15 protein-coding genes and 2 pseudogenes are annotated in these 14,141 nt (G+C 63.3%); 7 read left to right on the top strand and 10 right to left on the bottom strand.

Annotated features, from left to right (window positions below):
- Positions 1–14: 14 nt before the first annotated feature.
- The 3 genes from ACN6O8_RS00085 to ACN6O8_RS00075 form a co-directional block, all read right to left on the bottom strand.
- Positions 15–629 carry a hypothetical protein gene (locus ACN6O8_RS00085; RefSeq protein ID WP_427989067.1) on the bottom strand — a complete coding sequence of 205 codons (615 nt, stop codon included), beginning with the start codon at positions 627–629 and terminating at the stop codon, positions 15–17.
- A gap of 213 nt (positions 630–842) precedes the next feature.
- Positions 843–1,442, bottom strand: a complete 600-nt coding sequence (locus ACN6O8_RS00080) for a nitroreductase family protein (RefSeq protein WP_427989066.1) — start codon at positions 1,440–1,442, stop codon at positions 843–845.
- Between the two features lie 88 nt (positions 1,443–1,530).
- Positions 1,531–3,213 (bottom strand): methyl-accepting chemotaxis protein, encoded by a 1,683-nt coding sequence (locus ACN6O8_RS00075; protein WP_427989065.1) that lies wholly within the window; start codon positions 3,211–3,213, stop codon positions 1,531–1,533.
- A gap of 222 nt (positions 3,214–3,435) precedes the next feature.
- Here ACN6O8_RS00075 and ACN6O8_RS00070 point away from each other — a divergent pair, with 222 nt between their 5' ends.
- Positions 3,436–3,741: a hypothetical protein gene (locus ACN6O8_RS00070; protein ID WP_427989064.1), complete on the top strand. Its 306-nt coding sequence runs from the start codon at positions 3,436–3,438 to the stop codon at positions 3,739–3,741.
- A 138-nt stretch (positions 3,742–3,879) separates the two neighbouring features.
- Here the strand turns inward: ACN6O8_RS00070 and ACN6O8_RS00065 are convergent, their stop codons facing one another.
- The gene (locus ACN6O8_RS00065; RefSeq protein WP_427989063.1) at positions 3,880–5,982 is read right to left on the bottom strand and encodes a PhoX family protein; all 2,103 of its coding nucleotides are present in this window, start codon (positions 5,980–5,982) and stop codon (positions 3,880–3,882) included.
- A gap of 198 nt (positions 5,983–6,180) precedes the next feature.
- Between ACN6O8_RS00065 and ACN6O8_RS00060 the strand changes: the two are divergent.
- Positions 6,181–6,354: pseudogene (locus ACN6O8_RS00060) on the top strand (IS256 family transposase); the annotation flags it as partial.
- 270 nt (positions 6,355–6,624) lie between these two features.
- Here the strand turns inward: ACN6O8_RS00060 and ACN6O8_RS00055 are convergent.
- Positions 6,625–7,596 (bottom strand): hypothetical protein, encoded by a 972-nt coding sequence (locus ACN6O8_RS00055; protein ID WP_427989062.1) that lies wholly within the window; start codon positions 7,594–7,596, stop codon positions 6,625–6,627.
- 1,085 nt (positions 7,597–8,681) lie between these two features.
- Between ACN6O8_RS00055 and ACN6O8_RS00050 the strand changes: the two are divergent.
- The 4 genes and pseudogenes from ACN6O8_RS00050 to ACN6O8_RS00035 all read left to right on the top strand — a co-directional run.
- Positions 8,682–8,917, top strand: a pseudogene (locus ACN6O8_RS00050) (transposase); the annotation flags it as partial.
- A gap of 390 nt (positions 8,918–9,307) precedes the next feature.
- Complete coding sequence (locus tag ACN6O8_RS00045; protein ID WP_427989061.1) at positions 9,308–9,988, top strand: SOS response-associated peptidase; 681 nt, start codon at positions 9,308–9,310, stop codon at positions 9,986–9,988.
- Positions 9,989–10,036: 48 nt separating this feature from the next.
- On the top strand, positions 10,037–10,330 hold the full coding sequence (locus tag ACN6O8_RS00040; protein WP_427989060.1) for a hypothetical protein: 294 nt from the start codon (positions 10,037–10,039) through the stop codon (positions 10,328–10,330).
- A 32-nt stretch (positions 10,331–10,362) separates the two neighbouring features.
- Entirely contained in the window at positions 10,363–10,974 is a 612-nt protein-coding gene (locus ACN6O8_RS00035) for a DUF6988 family protein (protein ID WP_427989059.1), read from the top strand.
- Here the strand turns inward: ACN6O8_RS00035 and ACN6O8_RS00030 are convergent.
- The 4 genes from ACN6O8_RS00030 to ACN6O8_RS00015 are packed head-to-tail and all read right to left on the bottom strand — an operon-like array spanning position 10,938 to position 12,619.
- Positions 10,938–11,486, bottom strand: a complete 549-nt coding sequence (locus ACN6O8_RS00030; protein WP_427989058.1) for a DUF2514 family protein — start codon at positions 11,484–11,486, stop codon at positions 10,938–10,940. The genes ACN6O8_RS00035 and ACN6O8_RS00030 overlap by 37 nt on opposite strands.
- Positions 11,483–11,974, bottom strand: coding sequence for a hypothetical protein (locus ACN6O8_RS00025; RefSeq protein WP_427989578.1), 492 nt, complete (start codon positions 11,972–11,974; stop codon positions 11,483–11,485). Before ACN6O8_RS00025 ends, ACN6O8_RS00030 begins: the two co-directional genes overlap by 4 nt.
- Positions 11,974–12,273: a phage holin family protein gene (locus tag ACN6O8_RS00020; protein WP_421427049.1), complete on the bottom strand. Its 300-nt coding sequence runs from the start codon at positions 12,271–12,273 to the stop codon at positions 11,974–11,976. Before ACN6O8_RS00020 ends, ACN6O8_RS00025 begins: the two co-directional genes overlap by 1 nt.
- A gap of 1 nt (position 12,274) precedes the next feature.
- Positions 12,275–12,619 carry a putative holin gene (locus ACN6O8_RS00015; RefSeq protein WP_421427048.1) on the bottom strand — a complete coding sequence of 115 codons (345 nt, stop codon included), beginning with the start codon at positions 12,617–12,619 and terminating at the stop codon, positions 12,275–12,277.
- Positions 12,620–12,706: 87 nt separating this feature from the next.
- Between ACN6O8_RS00015 and ACN6O8_RS00010 the strand changes: the two genes are divergently transcribed.
- Positions 12,707–13,729: a tyrosine-type recombinase/integrase gene (locus ACN6O8_RS00010; protein ID WP_427989057.1), complete on the top strand. Its 1,023-nt coding sequence runs from the start codon at positions 12,707–12,709 to the stop codon at positions 13,727–13,729.
- Positions 13,730–13,731: 2 nt separating this feature from the next.
- Here ACN6O8_RS00010 and ACN6O8_RS00005 read toward each other — a convergent pair whose 3' ends face one another.
- Positions 13,732–14,088 (bottom strand): phage tail protein, encoded by a 357-nt coding sequence (locus tag ACN6O8_RS00005; RefSeq protein WP_427989056.1) that lies wholly within the window; start codon positions 14,086–14,088, stop codon positions 13,732–13,734.
- Between the last annotated feature and the right edge of the window lie 53 nt (positions 14,089–14,141).

Here is a 14,141-nt window from a genome sequence, read left to right as displayed (position 1 = left end):
CGGCGGCGCGGCGCTCAGGCCGCATCCACATAATTCGGCTTGCCACCCAGGAACTTCAACAGTTCCTCGGGCTGGCTGACCTGGGCCAGCGGAATGAAATACACCTCGTCCGCCACATCCGGGCGCTGCACCGGGATGATTTGCAGATAATCCGGCGTCAGCGCGATCAACGAAATCTTGTCGTCTTCGTAGCCGGACTCGAAATGGCTGCCATTCTGATCCAGCACAAAACGTTCCGGATAGAAACGCGCCGATCCCTTCAGGCTGCTGGCGCCCTTGAAGATGGTCTTGCGGATCATGCGCTTGAGCACCCATTTGGGCGTCGGCTGGCCGTTGCCCAGGCCCTTGATGATGCGGCGGGTCTTGGCGGCGGCAATGAAGCTCAGCGCCATCAGCAGCATCACGCTGGCGAACACCGCGGTATGGGCGCCCACCTTGCCGGTGGTCAGCTTCTCGATGCCGACGATGACGATGGACGCCAGGAACGCCCCGTGGCGGATCCAGGTCCAAGTGCGCGTGGCGGCGTTGACCACGTCGGCGGCGCGCTGGCGCTGCGCCAGCAGATGGGCTTCCAGCGTCTCGAGGGGCAGGTCGTAGTCGGCTTGGCTGATGGGGACCGCGTCGGTCACGGCGGGGCCTTTCTGTTCTATATACGGACAAAACCCACGATTATGCCTGCCTGCGGCACAGGCGCTCCCGCGCCGCGCCGCCTGCGCGGCTTGGCCGGCCCGCCGCCGCGCTCGTAGCGGCCCGCCCACCCAATGAAAAACCCGCAGTCCCCATGCCGGGGGCCTGCGGGTTTCGCGATGCGGTCCGGCGCAACGCGCCAGACGCCCGCCACATCAGCCGAATACGCGGAAGCGCTCGGCGTCGTCCATGAAGGCCTTCTCGCCGAAGCCGTTCTCGTTCGAGCCGAACGGCATCTGCGCGCGCAGCTTCCAGCTGGCGGGCACGTTCCATTCACGCGCCACGGCGGCGTCGATCAGCGGGTTGTAATGCTGCAGGCTGGCGCCCACGCCGGCGTTGGCCAGCGCGGTCCAGACCGACAACTGAGCCATGCCGCCGGCCTGTTCCGACCACACCGGGAAGTTGTCGGCGTACAACGCGAATTTCTCCTGCAGGCTGCGCACCACGTCCTGATCTTCGAAGAACAACACGGTGCCGACGCCGGCGGCGAAGCTCTTGAGCTTGGCCTCGGTCTTGTCGAAGCCTTCGGCCGGAGCGACCTTGCGCACTTCCTCGATGGCCAGGTTCCACAGCTTGTCGCTTTCCGCGCCGAACAGGATCACGGCGCGCGAGCTTTGCGAATTGAACGACGAGGGGCTGTGCTTGATCGCTTCCTGGATCAGGGTCGCCAGTTCCTCTTTCGAGGCGGACAGGTTACGGCCCAGCGAATACTGCGTGCGGCGCTTCTTCAGTGCGTCGAGGTATGCGTTGCTCATGAGGATATGCCTTTCGACTGGTAGATAGAGGGGTAGAGAGTGAGCAAATTCTACTGGCCGACGTCGCGGGCGGCCACCTTTCCGGGCTCTAAAACGGCGCCGTTTCGCGGAACAAACTGTTCCAGTTTTGTAGCGAATGGCAATCGCCACCCCCAGGAACGCACCGATTTGGGCCCATCCCCGGGCCGGACGCCCCCACCCGGAAGGCCGCCACCGCCTGCCGCAACTCGGCTGCCTGGGCTCGCAACGCCTCGGCCCCGGCCGACGCCTCCGCGACGCGGCGCGCGTTCTTCTGCGTGTCCGCGTCCAGCTGCGCGATGACCTGGGTCACGTGCTCGATGCGGCCAGTCTGCTCGGCCGATGCCTGCACGATGCCGTCCATGGTCGCGGTGGTGCGCGTAATCGCCTCCAGGATCAGATCCATGCTCTGGCCCGCCGCGCCGACCCGGTCCACGCCCTGCCGCACCGTGTCGGCCGACCGTGCGATCAGCGTGTTGATCTCCTTGGCCGCGGTGGCCGAGCGTTGCGCCAGCGAGCGCACCTCGCTGGCCACCACGGCGAAGCCCTTGCCCTGCTCGCCCGCGCGCGCCGCCTCGACTGCCGCATTGAGCGCCAGGATATTGGTCTGGAAAGCGATGCCTTCGATCACGGACGTGATTTCCGAGATCTGCGCCGACGCCTTCGACAGATGCTGCATCGTATCGACCACCGCATGCATGGTCTGACTGCCCTGGCGCGCGGCATCCATTGCCTGGCCCGCCATCCCCCCAGCCTCGCGCGCCTCGTTTGCGTTGCGCTTGACCGCGTCGGTCAACGCCTGCATCGACTCCGCCGTCTGACGCAGCGCGCGGGCCTCGTCGCGGGTGCGCGCGGACAAGTCGGCGTTGCCCTCGGCCAGTTGCACGCTGACCACCGAAACCGCGTCCGCATGCTGGCGCACGCCGCCCACCACCGCCGCCAGGTTGCGCTGCATGCCGGCCAGGGTCGCCAGGATGCTGTGCGCATCGCCGGACCGCACCTCGATCGGGCTGGCCAGATCGCCAGCGCTGACGGTTTGCGCAATATGCTTGAGCGCGGACGGTTCAGCGCCCAACGCGCGGGTGATGCGGCGCGCGATCAGCCAGGCCAGGCCGGCCCCCAGCAGAATGGCCGCGCCGGTCAGCGCCAGCATCAACTGCTGGAAGTCGATGCCGACGCGCCGGGCCATGTCGCTCTGGCTCTTCATCAACCGCTCTTCCAGGTCGATCATGCGATTGATCGCGGCCAGCCACTGCACGAACAGCGGCCGGGCCTGATCCAGCAGTTGGCGAGCCTGACCACTGTCGCCCGCCTCCAGCGCCGACAACAGCCGCTGTACCAGCGGCAGCGTGCGCGTCTCCACGTCCTTGATGCCGGCCAGCGTTTCGCGTTCCTGCTGCGACACCTCGGCGCCTTGGACGAACAGCGCATCCATCGGCGCCGCCGCCTCGTCATACTGGCGCTTGAGACGCTCGATATCGGCCACCAGCGCCCGCAATTCCGAGGCTGGGGCCAGCACCGCGTCGCGCAGCGCGATCGAGCGGTCATGCACACTGCCGCGGAAGGTGATGGCATAGCGCTGCTTGACGCCATGGACGTCGTTGATGGCGGTCAGCGCGGCGTTCATCCGGTTGACCTGGGTGATGCCAACCACCGTCAGCAGCACCATCAGACACAGCACGACGGTAAAGCCCAGCATGATCAGGCCGCCCGTGCTGCGCAGGCTGCGTGAGGGGGAATGGGAGTCCTGCATGAAACCTCCTGCGGCAGCCGGGGCGATGCCGGCATGCCTATCGAATTGATATATTAAAACTATTAAATATAGTATTTCAATTATATATATCTATTACCGCAACGTCAGCCCTTTTCCCCGGTGCGCGCGGGCATGATTCGACACGCAGCCGCGACCCGGGACACGCCGCCGGGACGGCACAAATGGTGGCAGACTACGAATTCCCCAACCCGGACCTCCCCCATGCTGAAAGACCGCCGCTTCCAGATCTGGCTGGCCGTGTTCGTGCTGGTCGTCGTGCCGCAGGTGGCGCTGCTCTGGCCTCGCCGCCCGGAACATCCGTCCATCGGCGGCGGCGGTTACGACCTGTCCGGGTTCGTCTACACGCTCACGCTGCTCGGCTTCAGCGGCCTCTGGTCGCTGATCGCGCTGCTAGTGGCTTTCGGCCGCAATGAGGCCACGGCGGCGCGGCGCGCCTACTGGCTGGCGGGCATCGGCGCGGCGACCTTCGTGGTCGCGGCCGTCGCCTTCGGCCACCACCTGCACTGAAGGCGGACGCCGCTCGCCGCCCCGCGCTCCGGCGCGAATCCGACCGGCGAAAAAAAGCCGGCACCCAAGGGTGCCGGCCATGCATGATCGCCCGCCATAGCGACGGATCCGACATCCGCCGCCATCCGGCACGCCTCATCAGGTACCGACGGCGCTCCCGTCCTGCTTCCAGATCACCACGGTGGCCGGACGCGGCCGGCTGGCGGTGGCATCGTCGGGCCACTTGGACGCCATCAGCGGATTGTTCTGCGCATCCGTCACGCTCGGCCCTTCGCCCGGGTGCTGGATGTTGATGAACAGGTACTTCTGGTCGGGCGTCCAGGTCAGTCCGGTCACTTCGCAACCGATCGGGCCGGTCATGAAGCGGCGGATTTCCTTGGTGGCCGGGTTGGCGACCAGCATCTGGTTATTACCCTGGCCGGCGTACGCGCCGGTATTGGAGTAGTTGCCGTCCGTCTCAATCCACAGCAGGCCGCGCTTGTCGAAGGCCAGGCCATCCGGGCTGTTGAAGGTGTTGTCCGCGGTGACGTTGGCCGAGCCGCTGCGCAGGTCGGTGCGCGGGTACAGCGTCGGGTTGCCCGCCAGCACGAAAATGTCCCATTCGAAGGTGAGCGAAGCGGGGTCGCCGTTCTTCTCGCGCCAGCGCACGATCTGGCCGTACTGGTTGGCGGTACGGGGGTTGGCATCGTTGGCGCCCGGATGGTTGGGGCCGCCCGGATAGCGCGCGGCGCCGTTGCCGCGCGAGCTGTTGTTGGTCAGCGTGACATAGGCTTCGCGGGTGGTCGGGTGGGTGGTGATCCACTCGGGCCGGTCCATCGGCGTCGCGCCCACCGCGTCGGCCGCCTGGCGGGTCTTAACCAGCAGTTCGCCCATGTCCTGGTTGAACAGCGCGCCCAGCGTGCCGCCGGCCAGCGCCGGGGTGTCGAGCTTGAGCGGGATCCACTCGCCGATGCCCATGGCGTCGCCCTGCGCGGCGCCGTCCAGGAAGCGCGCCACGTACAGCGTGCCCTTGTCCAGCAGCAGGCGGTTCAGTGCCGGGCGGGCCGGGTCGTACTTGCCGTCGGACACGAACTTGTAGATGTACTCGCTGGCCTGGTCGTCGCCCATGTAGACCACCACGCGCTTGTCGTCGGCCAGCGTCAGCGCGGCGTTCTCGTGCTTGAAGCGGCCCAGCGCGGTCAGCTTCTTGGGCGTGGAGTTCGGATCGAACGGATCGATTTCCACCACCCAGCCGCAACGGTTGTATTCGTTGGGCTCCATCGCCCAGTTGAAGCGGTTGTCGTAATGGTCCCAGCGGTACGAGCTGCTGGAGGTCTTGCCCGAGCCCTTGTAGCGCTCCATGTGCGCCCGGTATTCGGCATCGGGGTAGTTCACCGTGGCCGGGTCGGCCGTGCCGACGCCGAAGTAATCGGTGAAGTTCTCTTCGCACGTCAGATACGTGTTCCACAGCGTGTAGCCGTTGCCACAGTTGCCGAAGGTGCCGAAGCAGCGCGTACCCGTCGGATCGGCATTGGTGCGCACCAGGCGGTTGCCCGCGGCCGGTCCCACCAGTTGCATGGCGACGTTGGCATTCACGCTGCGGTTGAAGGGCGAGTCCAGCACCGGCTCCCACTTGCCGTTGGCCAGGCGCAGATGGCGCACCGACACGCCGTGCGCGTGCTGCGACTTGCGCACCCAGTCCAGGTTCCATTGCGCATTGCCGGGCTGCACGCCGACGGGGTAGAAATATTCCGGCGTGGTGTATTCGTGGTTGGTGACCATCAGGCCTTCGACGCTGCTGCCGTTGACGCTGTCGGTGCCGTCGATCGGGAAGAAGTGCAAGCCGTCGTGGTTGTAGCCGAGCTGGCGGGCCTGGTCGTCGCCACCGTTGCTGGCATCGGCCTTGAAGGCCGGTGCGCCCGCGAACAGCGGGTCGCCCCAGCGGTTGATCACGGCGAACTGATAACCTTCCGGCACCACCACGGTATCGGCGGTGCTGATGGGCACGGCCTTGAAATTCAGTTCCACCGGCTTGGCGGGCGTCTGGCCGCTGGGATTGGTGCCCGAATTGCTGCCGGAAGACGCATCATCGCCGTCATCGCCGCCACAGGCCGTCAGGCCGGCCCCCATGAAGCCGACCGCGCCAGCCCCCAAGCCGGCCTTGAGAAAGCCGCGGCGCGACACCGCGCGGCGCACCACTTCGTTGAAATGCGGTGCCTGGGAGGGGTTGGAGGGGATGTCGTCCTGGTCTGAAGCACTCATCAGTTTTCCTGTCATTGTCGGTGTTCTTGGCTGGCGCACCCGCGGGCCAGCCTCACGGCATGATCGTTGCCGAACATGACGGGGAAATAACAGCAAAATGAAAGGTTGGAGAAAATTCCACCACCATGCAAACGAACCTGGCCTAGGGGCGCTCCATGCGATCGGCTGGCCCTAGCCGTGATTTTGTGGGCGGGGCATATCATGAGGACTCTGGTCAAAGGGCCGATGCCCCCCAGCGAGGATCAAGACCTGTTCCTGTCGTTCCAGCAGACGGTGATCGAGCGGACGATAGGCGCGGAGATGAACCTGCATCTGGGCTATCGGCCAGGCGAGGACAAGCCCGAAGGCCAGGCCAACGAACGCAACGGCGCCAGGGTCAGCAACAAGGCGATGTACTTGGCGCTGGGCGAGCAAGCCGACGGCCAGCGCGACGTGCTGGCCAAGTCCGTTAGAGCGACCGTCGACTGGAAAGTCGCCATGAACCAGTTTGCTATTCTGTTCGGCTAACGGTTTACCGCGGCGTGGGGATAACAACTTTTAAAATGCCTCGCCCACAAAAATACGGACTGGATCGAGGTTTGTCATCCTCGACCCAGATCTCAGCGCCTCGGCTTAGCTTCTCCACACTCGCGCGCACTCTCGCTACGCGGGGAAAGGTATGACTTGATCCTGAGGAAGCACATGGAAGTCGTAATCCTCATTCTCGGCACGAGGAACCCGGACACGCACAATGGGGACAAAAATGCCGGTCAAGTCCTTATACCGCTTTTGGCTAACTTGCGCATAAAATAGGCCGGCTCCTGTCCCACCTTCCGCATCAACATAAAAGAACGACTGAATGGGCAAGTCAGCTGGCGCAACGCCTGACCACTTTTCCACGCGCAGTTCATTTCGATCTCTAAACACCCACCCTCCAGATCTCTGACGAAGCAGGGCGCGTGCCTTAATGCTCTCATAAAATGCTTGCCCCGTCAGATATTTAGAATGAGTGTGGACGTCCCACGCACATTGCCAAAGCGCCGCGTTGCTCCCCTGAGGCGCAGCCATATAACTGGACACCCATTCATCAGCAGTAGTAATGCCTTGATCTTGGCATTCCCTTGACCTCATGCCAACCGACGTTTCCCCGCACCCGTTAAGGTCTCTAAAGTTGCTCCATCCATCCACAACGAATGAACACATGACTTGCATGACATGCTTTTTCACTGGGGCGTTATACGCGCCGTACAAAGGAAAGATTGTGAAGCCACTGGCGTTGACCCCTCCCAACTCGCCAACCTTCACGTCACGCCGCAGATAGGAAAAAGAGACCCCCCCGCTTTTTTCATCTTCCGGAGAAACATCCCATACATTCCAGGTGTTTCCTGGCACTGCAGTACGGATGATAATTCCGGAACAGAGAAAAGCGGGACGCTGATCACCCGGCTTTGAATTTTCGGCCCCGCAATTCACCGAAGTGTCCTCATACAACCGCATCATGTCGCTAGCGGTATGGTGTGAGACACTTGCAGACTTTGCAATTACCGTTTTTGCAGCATCTTGCGCAGGGAGGGTTTCTACATAGGCGATCGAACTGATCGCTAACGCGAGAACTAAGGCGGCGCGAGTTTTCACAGATAGACTCCGGTAGATGTGAGAAATTTGATGCGCCTTGAAAATCGATCCCGACCAACCTATCGTTTTCGATAATCCAAGGAGCACACGCTCAGCATCCCTTCTTCTATCATTTACCGACTTTGAATGTCGTCTGGCTTTGTTTATTTTCTGCCTGTCATTGTTCCGGGCACATAGGCGTAAACCTCGTATTCACCCAATGGAAATTCGCGCGCGTCCGAGGCGGTGATTGGGTTACCGTCCAAATCCTTCAAGTTCATCGGCCAGAAGTAGGCTGCATGAATATATAGGTACTCGCCGCGGTATCCGGCACAGTACCCGTTAAGCGCCGCGAATTGGGCTCTGTCCACTCGAGCCTCCCAGATGCGCGCGCCATACTTAACCGCAGGCGGCCCGGCCCAGCCGAATGTGTAATCAATCTGTCGTGAACAATTCCCTTCCGGCGCCGGTTTTGTCGGATCCGCAATCTACCGCAGAGACCCTCGACTCCGGGTATGGGACGTAGTAGGTCAAGTTAATCTCGCCATTAACAATGCCCGTATTAGGCGGCATATCCATAGCCGGCTCCGAACTTCTTCCATTATATAATTGCGCATCGAACTGGCTTTTCACTGTCGCGAACATCAGCCACGTCAACTCATCGCGGCTGTAGTAATCGGTAAACCATAACCTTCATCCGCGGGGTTCCGCCCGCAAACGCGTTCACAGCGCAATGTGACACTGTAGTTGTCCGACTCATAGAGCATCTCTCGTATCCCGCTCATGCCCCCCGAACCGTCGTATCGGCATTGCATTTAGCCAAAGCCATGATCTACCACCCTGGCAAGCCGAGCCTCTAATTTCTCGTGCAAGGTTTTTGAATTGACCACGAAGGTTTGGCCCGGTGACCTGCACTGACAGCGCGGGGCCGGGAGATCGAGGCGATGAAGGAGGTCAACCGCCGGATCGGCGTCGCATGGCGGTCTCTCGTCCGAGGCCTTGGGCCTATCCGTGATTTTGTGGGCGGGACATATCACGAGGACTAAAGATCATGGTTATGCCAATGAAGAAGAGACGCACGGCCGGCCCGCGAGCCGCTACCTGAAGTGCCGGCCGAGTTGCTGGATCCTCTGGTCATAGGGCCGATGCCCCCCCCAGCGAGGTTCAAGACCTGTTCCTGTCGTTCCAGAAGGCGGTGATCGAGCGGACGATGACCGCGGAGAGGAACCTGCATCTGGGCTATCGGCCAGGCAAAGACAAGCCCGATGGCCAGGCCAACGAACGCAACGGCGCCAGCGGCAAGACGGTGCTGACCGAGCATGGCCCGGTCACCGACGAGGTCATGGCCGAGACCATCGCCTGTTCGAACGGCAAACTTGCGTATACAGCGCAGCGTGATACGTTGCGTCTGGGCGGCGGCTCTTACAGCGTGGCCGCGGCCAACGATTAACGACTGAGGAGGCAACAAAAAACCCGCATCCTCATAGGAGAGATGCGGGTTCTTTACACTCCCAGGGACAACCTGGGACAAATTCTTGGTGCCGACGGCGGGAAACGTACCATTAACGTTTATGCGGCTTCCGGATAAATATGGGGCCATTTTGGGGCCTGCGCGTGGCGCTTTGACGGGGCCTCATGCAAGACCCGAACAGGAAGTGCAGACGGCTGCACTGCTTGAGAGATTGGGGTAGGCGTGCGGATCCTATACTGAGGAACTCGATGGGAGCGTCTCATGTGTAGTCACTACCAGACCTTAAAGGATGCCGAGCTGCTGCTTAAGAAGTTCGGCGCGCCCAACAAGCCAGCCGGCGGCAAGTACGACATGTGGCCGCGCTACCCGGGCGTGTTTATCCGGCGTCCGGCCGAGCATGACGCCGGCGACGAGGCGGTGCCGGAGCGCGAGGCGGTCGTGGGCCGCTGGGGCCTGATCAGCGCCATGACCAAGGCGGACGGCCTGGATAAGGCTGCCAAGCTGTCGACCGTCAACGCGCGCAGCGAGACGGCGGCCAAGTCCTACACCTTCGGCCATGCCTGGCGCCGCGCGCAGCACTGCATCATCCCGGCCGATGCAATCTTTGAGCCCGATTGGCGGCCGGTCTACGAAGGCCGAAGCAAGACCTCGGTCGCTACCCGGATCAGCCGGACCGACGGCGCGCCGCTGGGCATCGCCGGCCTGTGGGATCGCTGGCGCGACACCGCCGGCCAGCTGCAGGAGAGCTACACCATGCTCACCATCAACGCGGATGAGGATCCACTGTTCCGCGACTACCACCAGGCAGGCAAGGAGAAGCGGATGGTCGTCATCCTGCCCGAGGGCGCCTACGGCGATTGGCTCACCGCGCCGGCGGATGCGACACGAGATTTCCTGGTGCCCTTCCCCGCCGACCGGCTGGTGGCAACCCCTATGAAGTGACCCCGATTATTGCGGAATATACTGGATGCACAACCAGTGTTTTCCGCCATGCCGTTCAAAGCCCCCCTATCCGCCGAACAGCTGCGCGCCATCCGCGAGCGCCAGCCCTGGAACCCCGATGTGATTGCCCTGCTGTGGGAGGTCAAGCGCCTGCGCTCGGTGCTGCTGCGCCTGCACCAGGTATCCGGCGACCTGAAGCGGCCGCCCAGCCTGATGGGCCAGATCTACGACGACCTGATGGCCGGTCTGACCGACGAGCCCTGTGTGATCGAGCGCGACCAGATGACGGCCGAGCTGCTGGAAGAACCCCGCAAGCTTCGCAAAGGCATGGGGCCGAGGTAAGCTCATTCCTGCTCCCTCACTCTACGAGAGACATGGACGCGCCACAACAGGAAATCTTCCGTTCTACAGGACACTGGCTCGACGCGAGCCGCCGATTGATGCGTACCGGCCATGGCATCGCCGGCGGGCGCGCGAATATGGCGTTCGGGATGCTAAACGTTGCTCTTGAACATCAGGATGGAATTCACGCTCTGGCGGCGCTGGGTCACCACCATAGCGCCCTTGCTCTGCTGCGTCCGGCGATTGATGCCCAAATACGAGGAATATGGCTCTATCACTGTGCGTCGGAGGATCAACTCCGGCAGTTCTACGACCACGGCGTCGCCATCCCCGGCTATCGGGATCTGACCGCCGAGGTTTCCTCAACGGCGCCGGAGTACATACGTTTTTGGGAGTTCTTGGCAAAGTCCGCGCCCCACAACCTCAAGCACGATTTCACCCACGGAGGCCGCGAGCAGCTCCTCTCGAGCATCGATCAATTGACGGGCGACTTGCAAGGCACTCCGGAGAATATTCCAGTCCTGCTGAGAATTATCGCGGAGCTACGATATTTCACGTGCCTAGAAATGCTGCGCATCGTGGATGCTCGAAATATTCACGGCGCCCTTCAGTCAGCGTTCGAGCGTTTCATCAGCCCGTCGTAGCTGCGCTCGCACGTCAATCCAGCGATGCGGGCACGGTCCGCAATTCCTGCAAGCGCTTCAGCTCGGTCGATAGCGCGGCCGAGCATGTAGGCAAGCAGATCGGCGGCAGCGGCTCCTGCCGGGCCTCCTTCGGCAAGCGTGGGATCTCGGCCGACTGCGGAGCGAGCCAGCGTGTCGGCGCGGGCGCGCATGCGGTCACGCTCGCCACGAGCAGCGACAGCGTCAGCAGCCGCCTCAGCGGCCTGTTTTTGGGCATCATCACGGGCAAACTCCACGGCGGCAATGCGCCGCCTTTCTTCATTTCTAATCGCCTCGACGGCGGCAACCGTAGCCTGCGCCTGGGCATCTCGCTCCTGCGCGTGGGCGGCACGCATGTCTGCCAACTGTGCCGTGTAGCGCCAGCCCTGCGCCATCCAGGCGGCAGCGCCGAGCGCAACCCCGCCGACTAGCGCCGCCACCGCGTGGCCCCTCCAACCGGCAAGCGCGCCCGCGACGCGAGTCAGGGCGCTCACCCTTGCACCTCGGCAGCCGCCTGGCGGTAGAGGGGCGGCCATGTATCCGGCTTGGGCTTGCCCGGCCGCCAGGTGCGCAGGTACAGCGCCCACCCCGCATCAGCGTCGCCGATAGTCGGCAGCGCCTTCGGATCGGTCCACAGCAGTAGCCGCGCCACGCCGGCCGCCAGCACGTCGTCATACTCCAGCGCCGCATAGATTGCGTCCGGGTGGCAGGTCACGCTGCGGGCCTTACACAGCGCCGCCAGGTGTCCGCTGCTCGCCGTGTGCAGATATACGCCCCACACCCCCCCTCGGCTAGCCCGCGTGCCCTTCTCGAATTGCCAGAAGCCGCGCGCCGGGCCGCCGATCTGGCGCCGGTGGACGAAGCGACTTTCCTGCAGGCCGATCGCCAGCAGCATGACGTGCGCCGCCGGCGTGTCCATGCGCCCCGGCAACAGCGACAGCGCCGGCGCGATCGCGCTCGATATGATCATCTTCAACTCCATCATTGCCTCACACTTACGATGCACGCGACATTGCCTTGCGCGCGATAGACAAGGACCGCCAGCAATAAAGCCACTACGGTCTGCCACAGGGTCACCTGCTCATGTTGAACAAGCACATCAAGCGCTTGGCCACCCGTGCCGACGATCAGCAGATACGCTAGCCACGACATACCCCGCCGGAACCGCGCGCCGTTGCGTCGATAGAGCAGAAGGCGAATGGCCGATGCCACATTCGCCACGACAAAAAGAAAGGCCACCAACAGTTGGTGGCCAGAATCGATCGCTGCTGCGGCTTGCATATCAGCCTCCCCTTCTGAATACCGAAAAGTCCAATGCCTTGACTTTCTCGATCGCGGTCAGCGCCACGGTAACGACCAGCGCGGCGGCGGCAAAGGCCGCGATCGCGGTCTCTTTGATCGGCGTCAGCGCCACCACATCGGGCGCCGCGAGGTAGCCGATCACGACAGAGATTGCCCAATACGCCAAGCGTGACAGCGCGCCGCCCTCTCTCCGCGAGACTACGAACAGCGACGCGCCGGCGAATGCGCCGATCAGTGCATTGCCATCTATCCCCGGCAACAGCCCAGCGAGCGTTACTCCCGTCGCTGCTGCCGCCACTACACCTGTGCTTGCAGGTTCTGCCATTTGCCCTCCCGAGCCTTGATACCGCCCGCCAGGGCGGACGCGATGAAAGAAATTTGGAATTGCGTTACAACCTGGGGCTTTTCCCCGATGAAACCCTGGTCCCGCCGTCAGCCTCGCAGAAAGCCCGCCCCGACCCTTGCCGACGCGCTCGCGCGCTATCTGGCCGAGGTTTCCGCCACAAAGAAGGGCCATGTCTCCGAACAGTCGATAGCGCGCATCTGGCGCGCGACGCGCCTGGCCATCCGCCCGGTCGACCGCATCCGCAGCTCGGACCTGACTGAACTGCGCGACGAATGGCTCAAGGACCGCGCGCCCGCCACCGTAGTGCGGCGCATGGCCTTCCTGTCACACGTCTACACGGTGATTCGCAAGGACTGGGGGTTCGACCAGTTGGCCAACCCTGTACAGCTGGTGCGCCGGCCAGCGGTGGACGACGCGCGCGACCGGCGCCTATTCGACCGGATCACGCTGCGAGGCCTCTCCGACGACGAATGTCCCCGCAAAGAGCTGGAGTGGATCATTCGCGCCACCCGCTCCGCTGAGCTGCCGACGATCCTGACCGTCGCCAAGGAAACCGGCATGCGCCGCTCCGAGGTCGTCGGCATCCAGCGCGAGCACCTCGACCTCATGCACGGCGTGGTCCATCTGCCGCATACGAAGAATGGCCGTGCCCGCGATGTACCCCTGACGCCTCGGGCGCGGGAGGCCCTGCGCCGCTGGGTCACAGGCAAACCGATGCGGGGCCGCATCTTCACAATGCAACCTGGCTCCGTTACCCGCGCCTTCATTCGCGCCCGCCGGCGCGCCCGGCTTCGCTATGAGGGAATCTGCCGGCATCACGGCCGCCGGCCCAACGCGGCCTACTTCCGAGACCTGCGCTTTCACGACCTGCGGCACGAAGGCACCTCACAGCTTGCAACAGTGTTCCAGATCCACGAACTGGCCAAGGTCAACGGCAACGTCGACACCCGCATGCTGCTGCGCTACTACCATCCACACGGACGCGAACTCGCGCAGAAACTGGCCCGCAGCCCACTTGGCCGAAAGCAACTTGAAGAAATGCGTCGCGAACGCGAGATCGAACTGGAGGCCCTGCCGCTGGCCGCGTAGCCCTACCCCTCCGCGTCGGCGTCGCCGACCTCGCGAGGCGGCTCTACCGTCGTCAGCCAGGCCGGTAATGGACCCCAGCCGAGGTAGCTGACCTTTCCGGTTGCGCCGTCATGCTCGCCGCCGATCGAATACGGCGCGCCCGTTTCCACCACCCAAAGAGGCGTGGTGCGGTAGTCCTCGACCATGACCCATGCGTCGCCCACGCGCCTCGGCCATTTCCCGGTCAGCGGCATAGGCGGCGCATCCTCATACGCGCCATAAGGGATGTTGAACTCGCCAGGCGTGAGCGCCAGCTCGTTGGCCACCGATTTGTACAGGTACAGACCGTCATCATCGGTCTGGAACACGTCTTTCTGCATACTTCGTTCTCCTAGAAAAATGATATTTGCACTGCAAATGCGCGGGCGCTGGC

The sequence above is a fragment of the Achromobacter sp. genome (assembly GCF_050285565.1).
In the GTDB taxonomy this organism is placed as follows: Bacteria; Pseudomonadota; Gammaproteobacteria; order Burkholderiales; family Burkholderiaceae_B; genus Achromobacter.
This window is presented reverse-complemented; position numbering and strand designations above follow the sequence as displayed.

Bases quoted from the DNA above. Each gene is read 5' to 3' on its own strand.
- ACN6O8_RS00080 (WP_427989066.1), bottom strand. From the start codon at position 1,442: ATGAGCAACGCATACCTCGACGCACTGAAGAAGCGCCGCACGCAGTAT.
- ACN6O8_RS00075 (WP_427989065.1), bottom strand. From the start codon at position 3,213: ATGCAGGACTCCCATTCCCCCTCACGCAGCCTGCGCAGCACGGGCGGC.
- ACN6O8_RS00070 (WP_427989064.1), top strand. From the start codon at position 3,436: ATGCTGAAAGACCGCCGCTTCCAGATCTGGCTGGCCGTGTTCGTGCTG.
- ACN6O8_RS00065 (WP_427989063.1), bottom strand. From the start codon at position 5,982: ATGAGTGCTTCAGACCAGGACGACATCCCCTCCAACCCCTCCCAGGCA.
- ACN6O8_RS00045 (WP_427989061.1), top strand. From the start codon at position 9,308: ATGTGTAGTCACTACCAGACCTTAAAGGATGCCGAGCTGCTGCTTAAG.
- ACN6O8_RS00040 (WP_427989060.1), top strand. From the start codon at position 10,037: ATGCCGTTCAAAGCCCCCCTATCCGCCGAACAGCTGCGCGCCATCCGC.
- ACN6O8_RS00035 (WP_427989059.1), top strand. From the start codon at position 10,363: ATGGACGCGCCACAACAGGAAATCTTCCGTTCTACAGGACACTGGCTC.
- ACN6O8_RS00025 (WP_427989578.1), bottom strand. From the start codon at position 11,974: ATGGAGTTGAAGATGATCATATCGAGCGCGATCGCGCCGGCGCTGTCG.
- ACN6O8_RS00020 (WP_421427049.1), bottom strand. From the start codon at position 12,273: ATGCAAGCCGCAGCAGCGATCGATTCTGGCCACCAACTGTTGGTGGCC.
- ACN6O8_RS00015 (WP_421427048.1), bottom strand. From the start codon at position 12,619: ATGGCAGAACCTGCAAGCACAGGTGTAGTGGCGGCAGCAGCGACGGGA.
- ACN6O8_RS00010 (WP_427989057.1), top strand. From the start codon at position 12,707: ATGAAACCCTGGTCCCGCCGTCAGCCTCGCAGAAAGCCCGCCCCGACC.
- ACN6O8_RS00005 (WP_427989056.1), bottom strand. From the start codon at position 14,088: ATGCAGAAAGACGTGTTCCAGACCGATGATGACGGTCTGTACCTGTAC.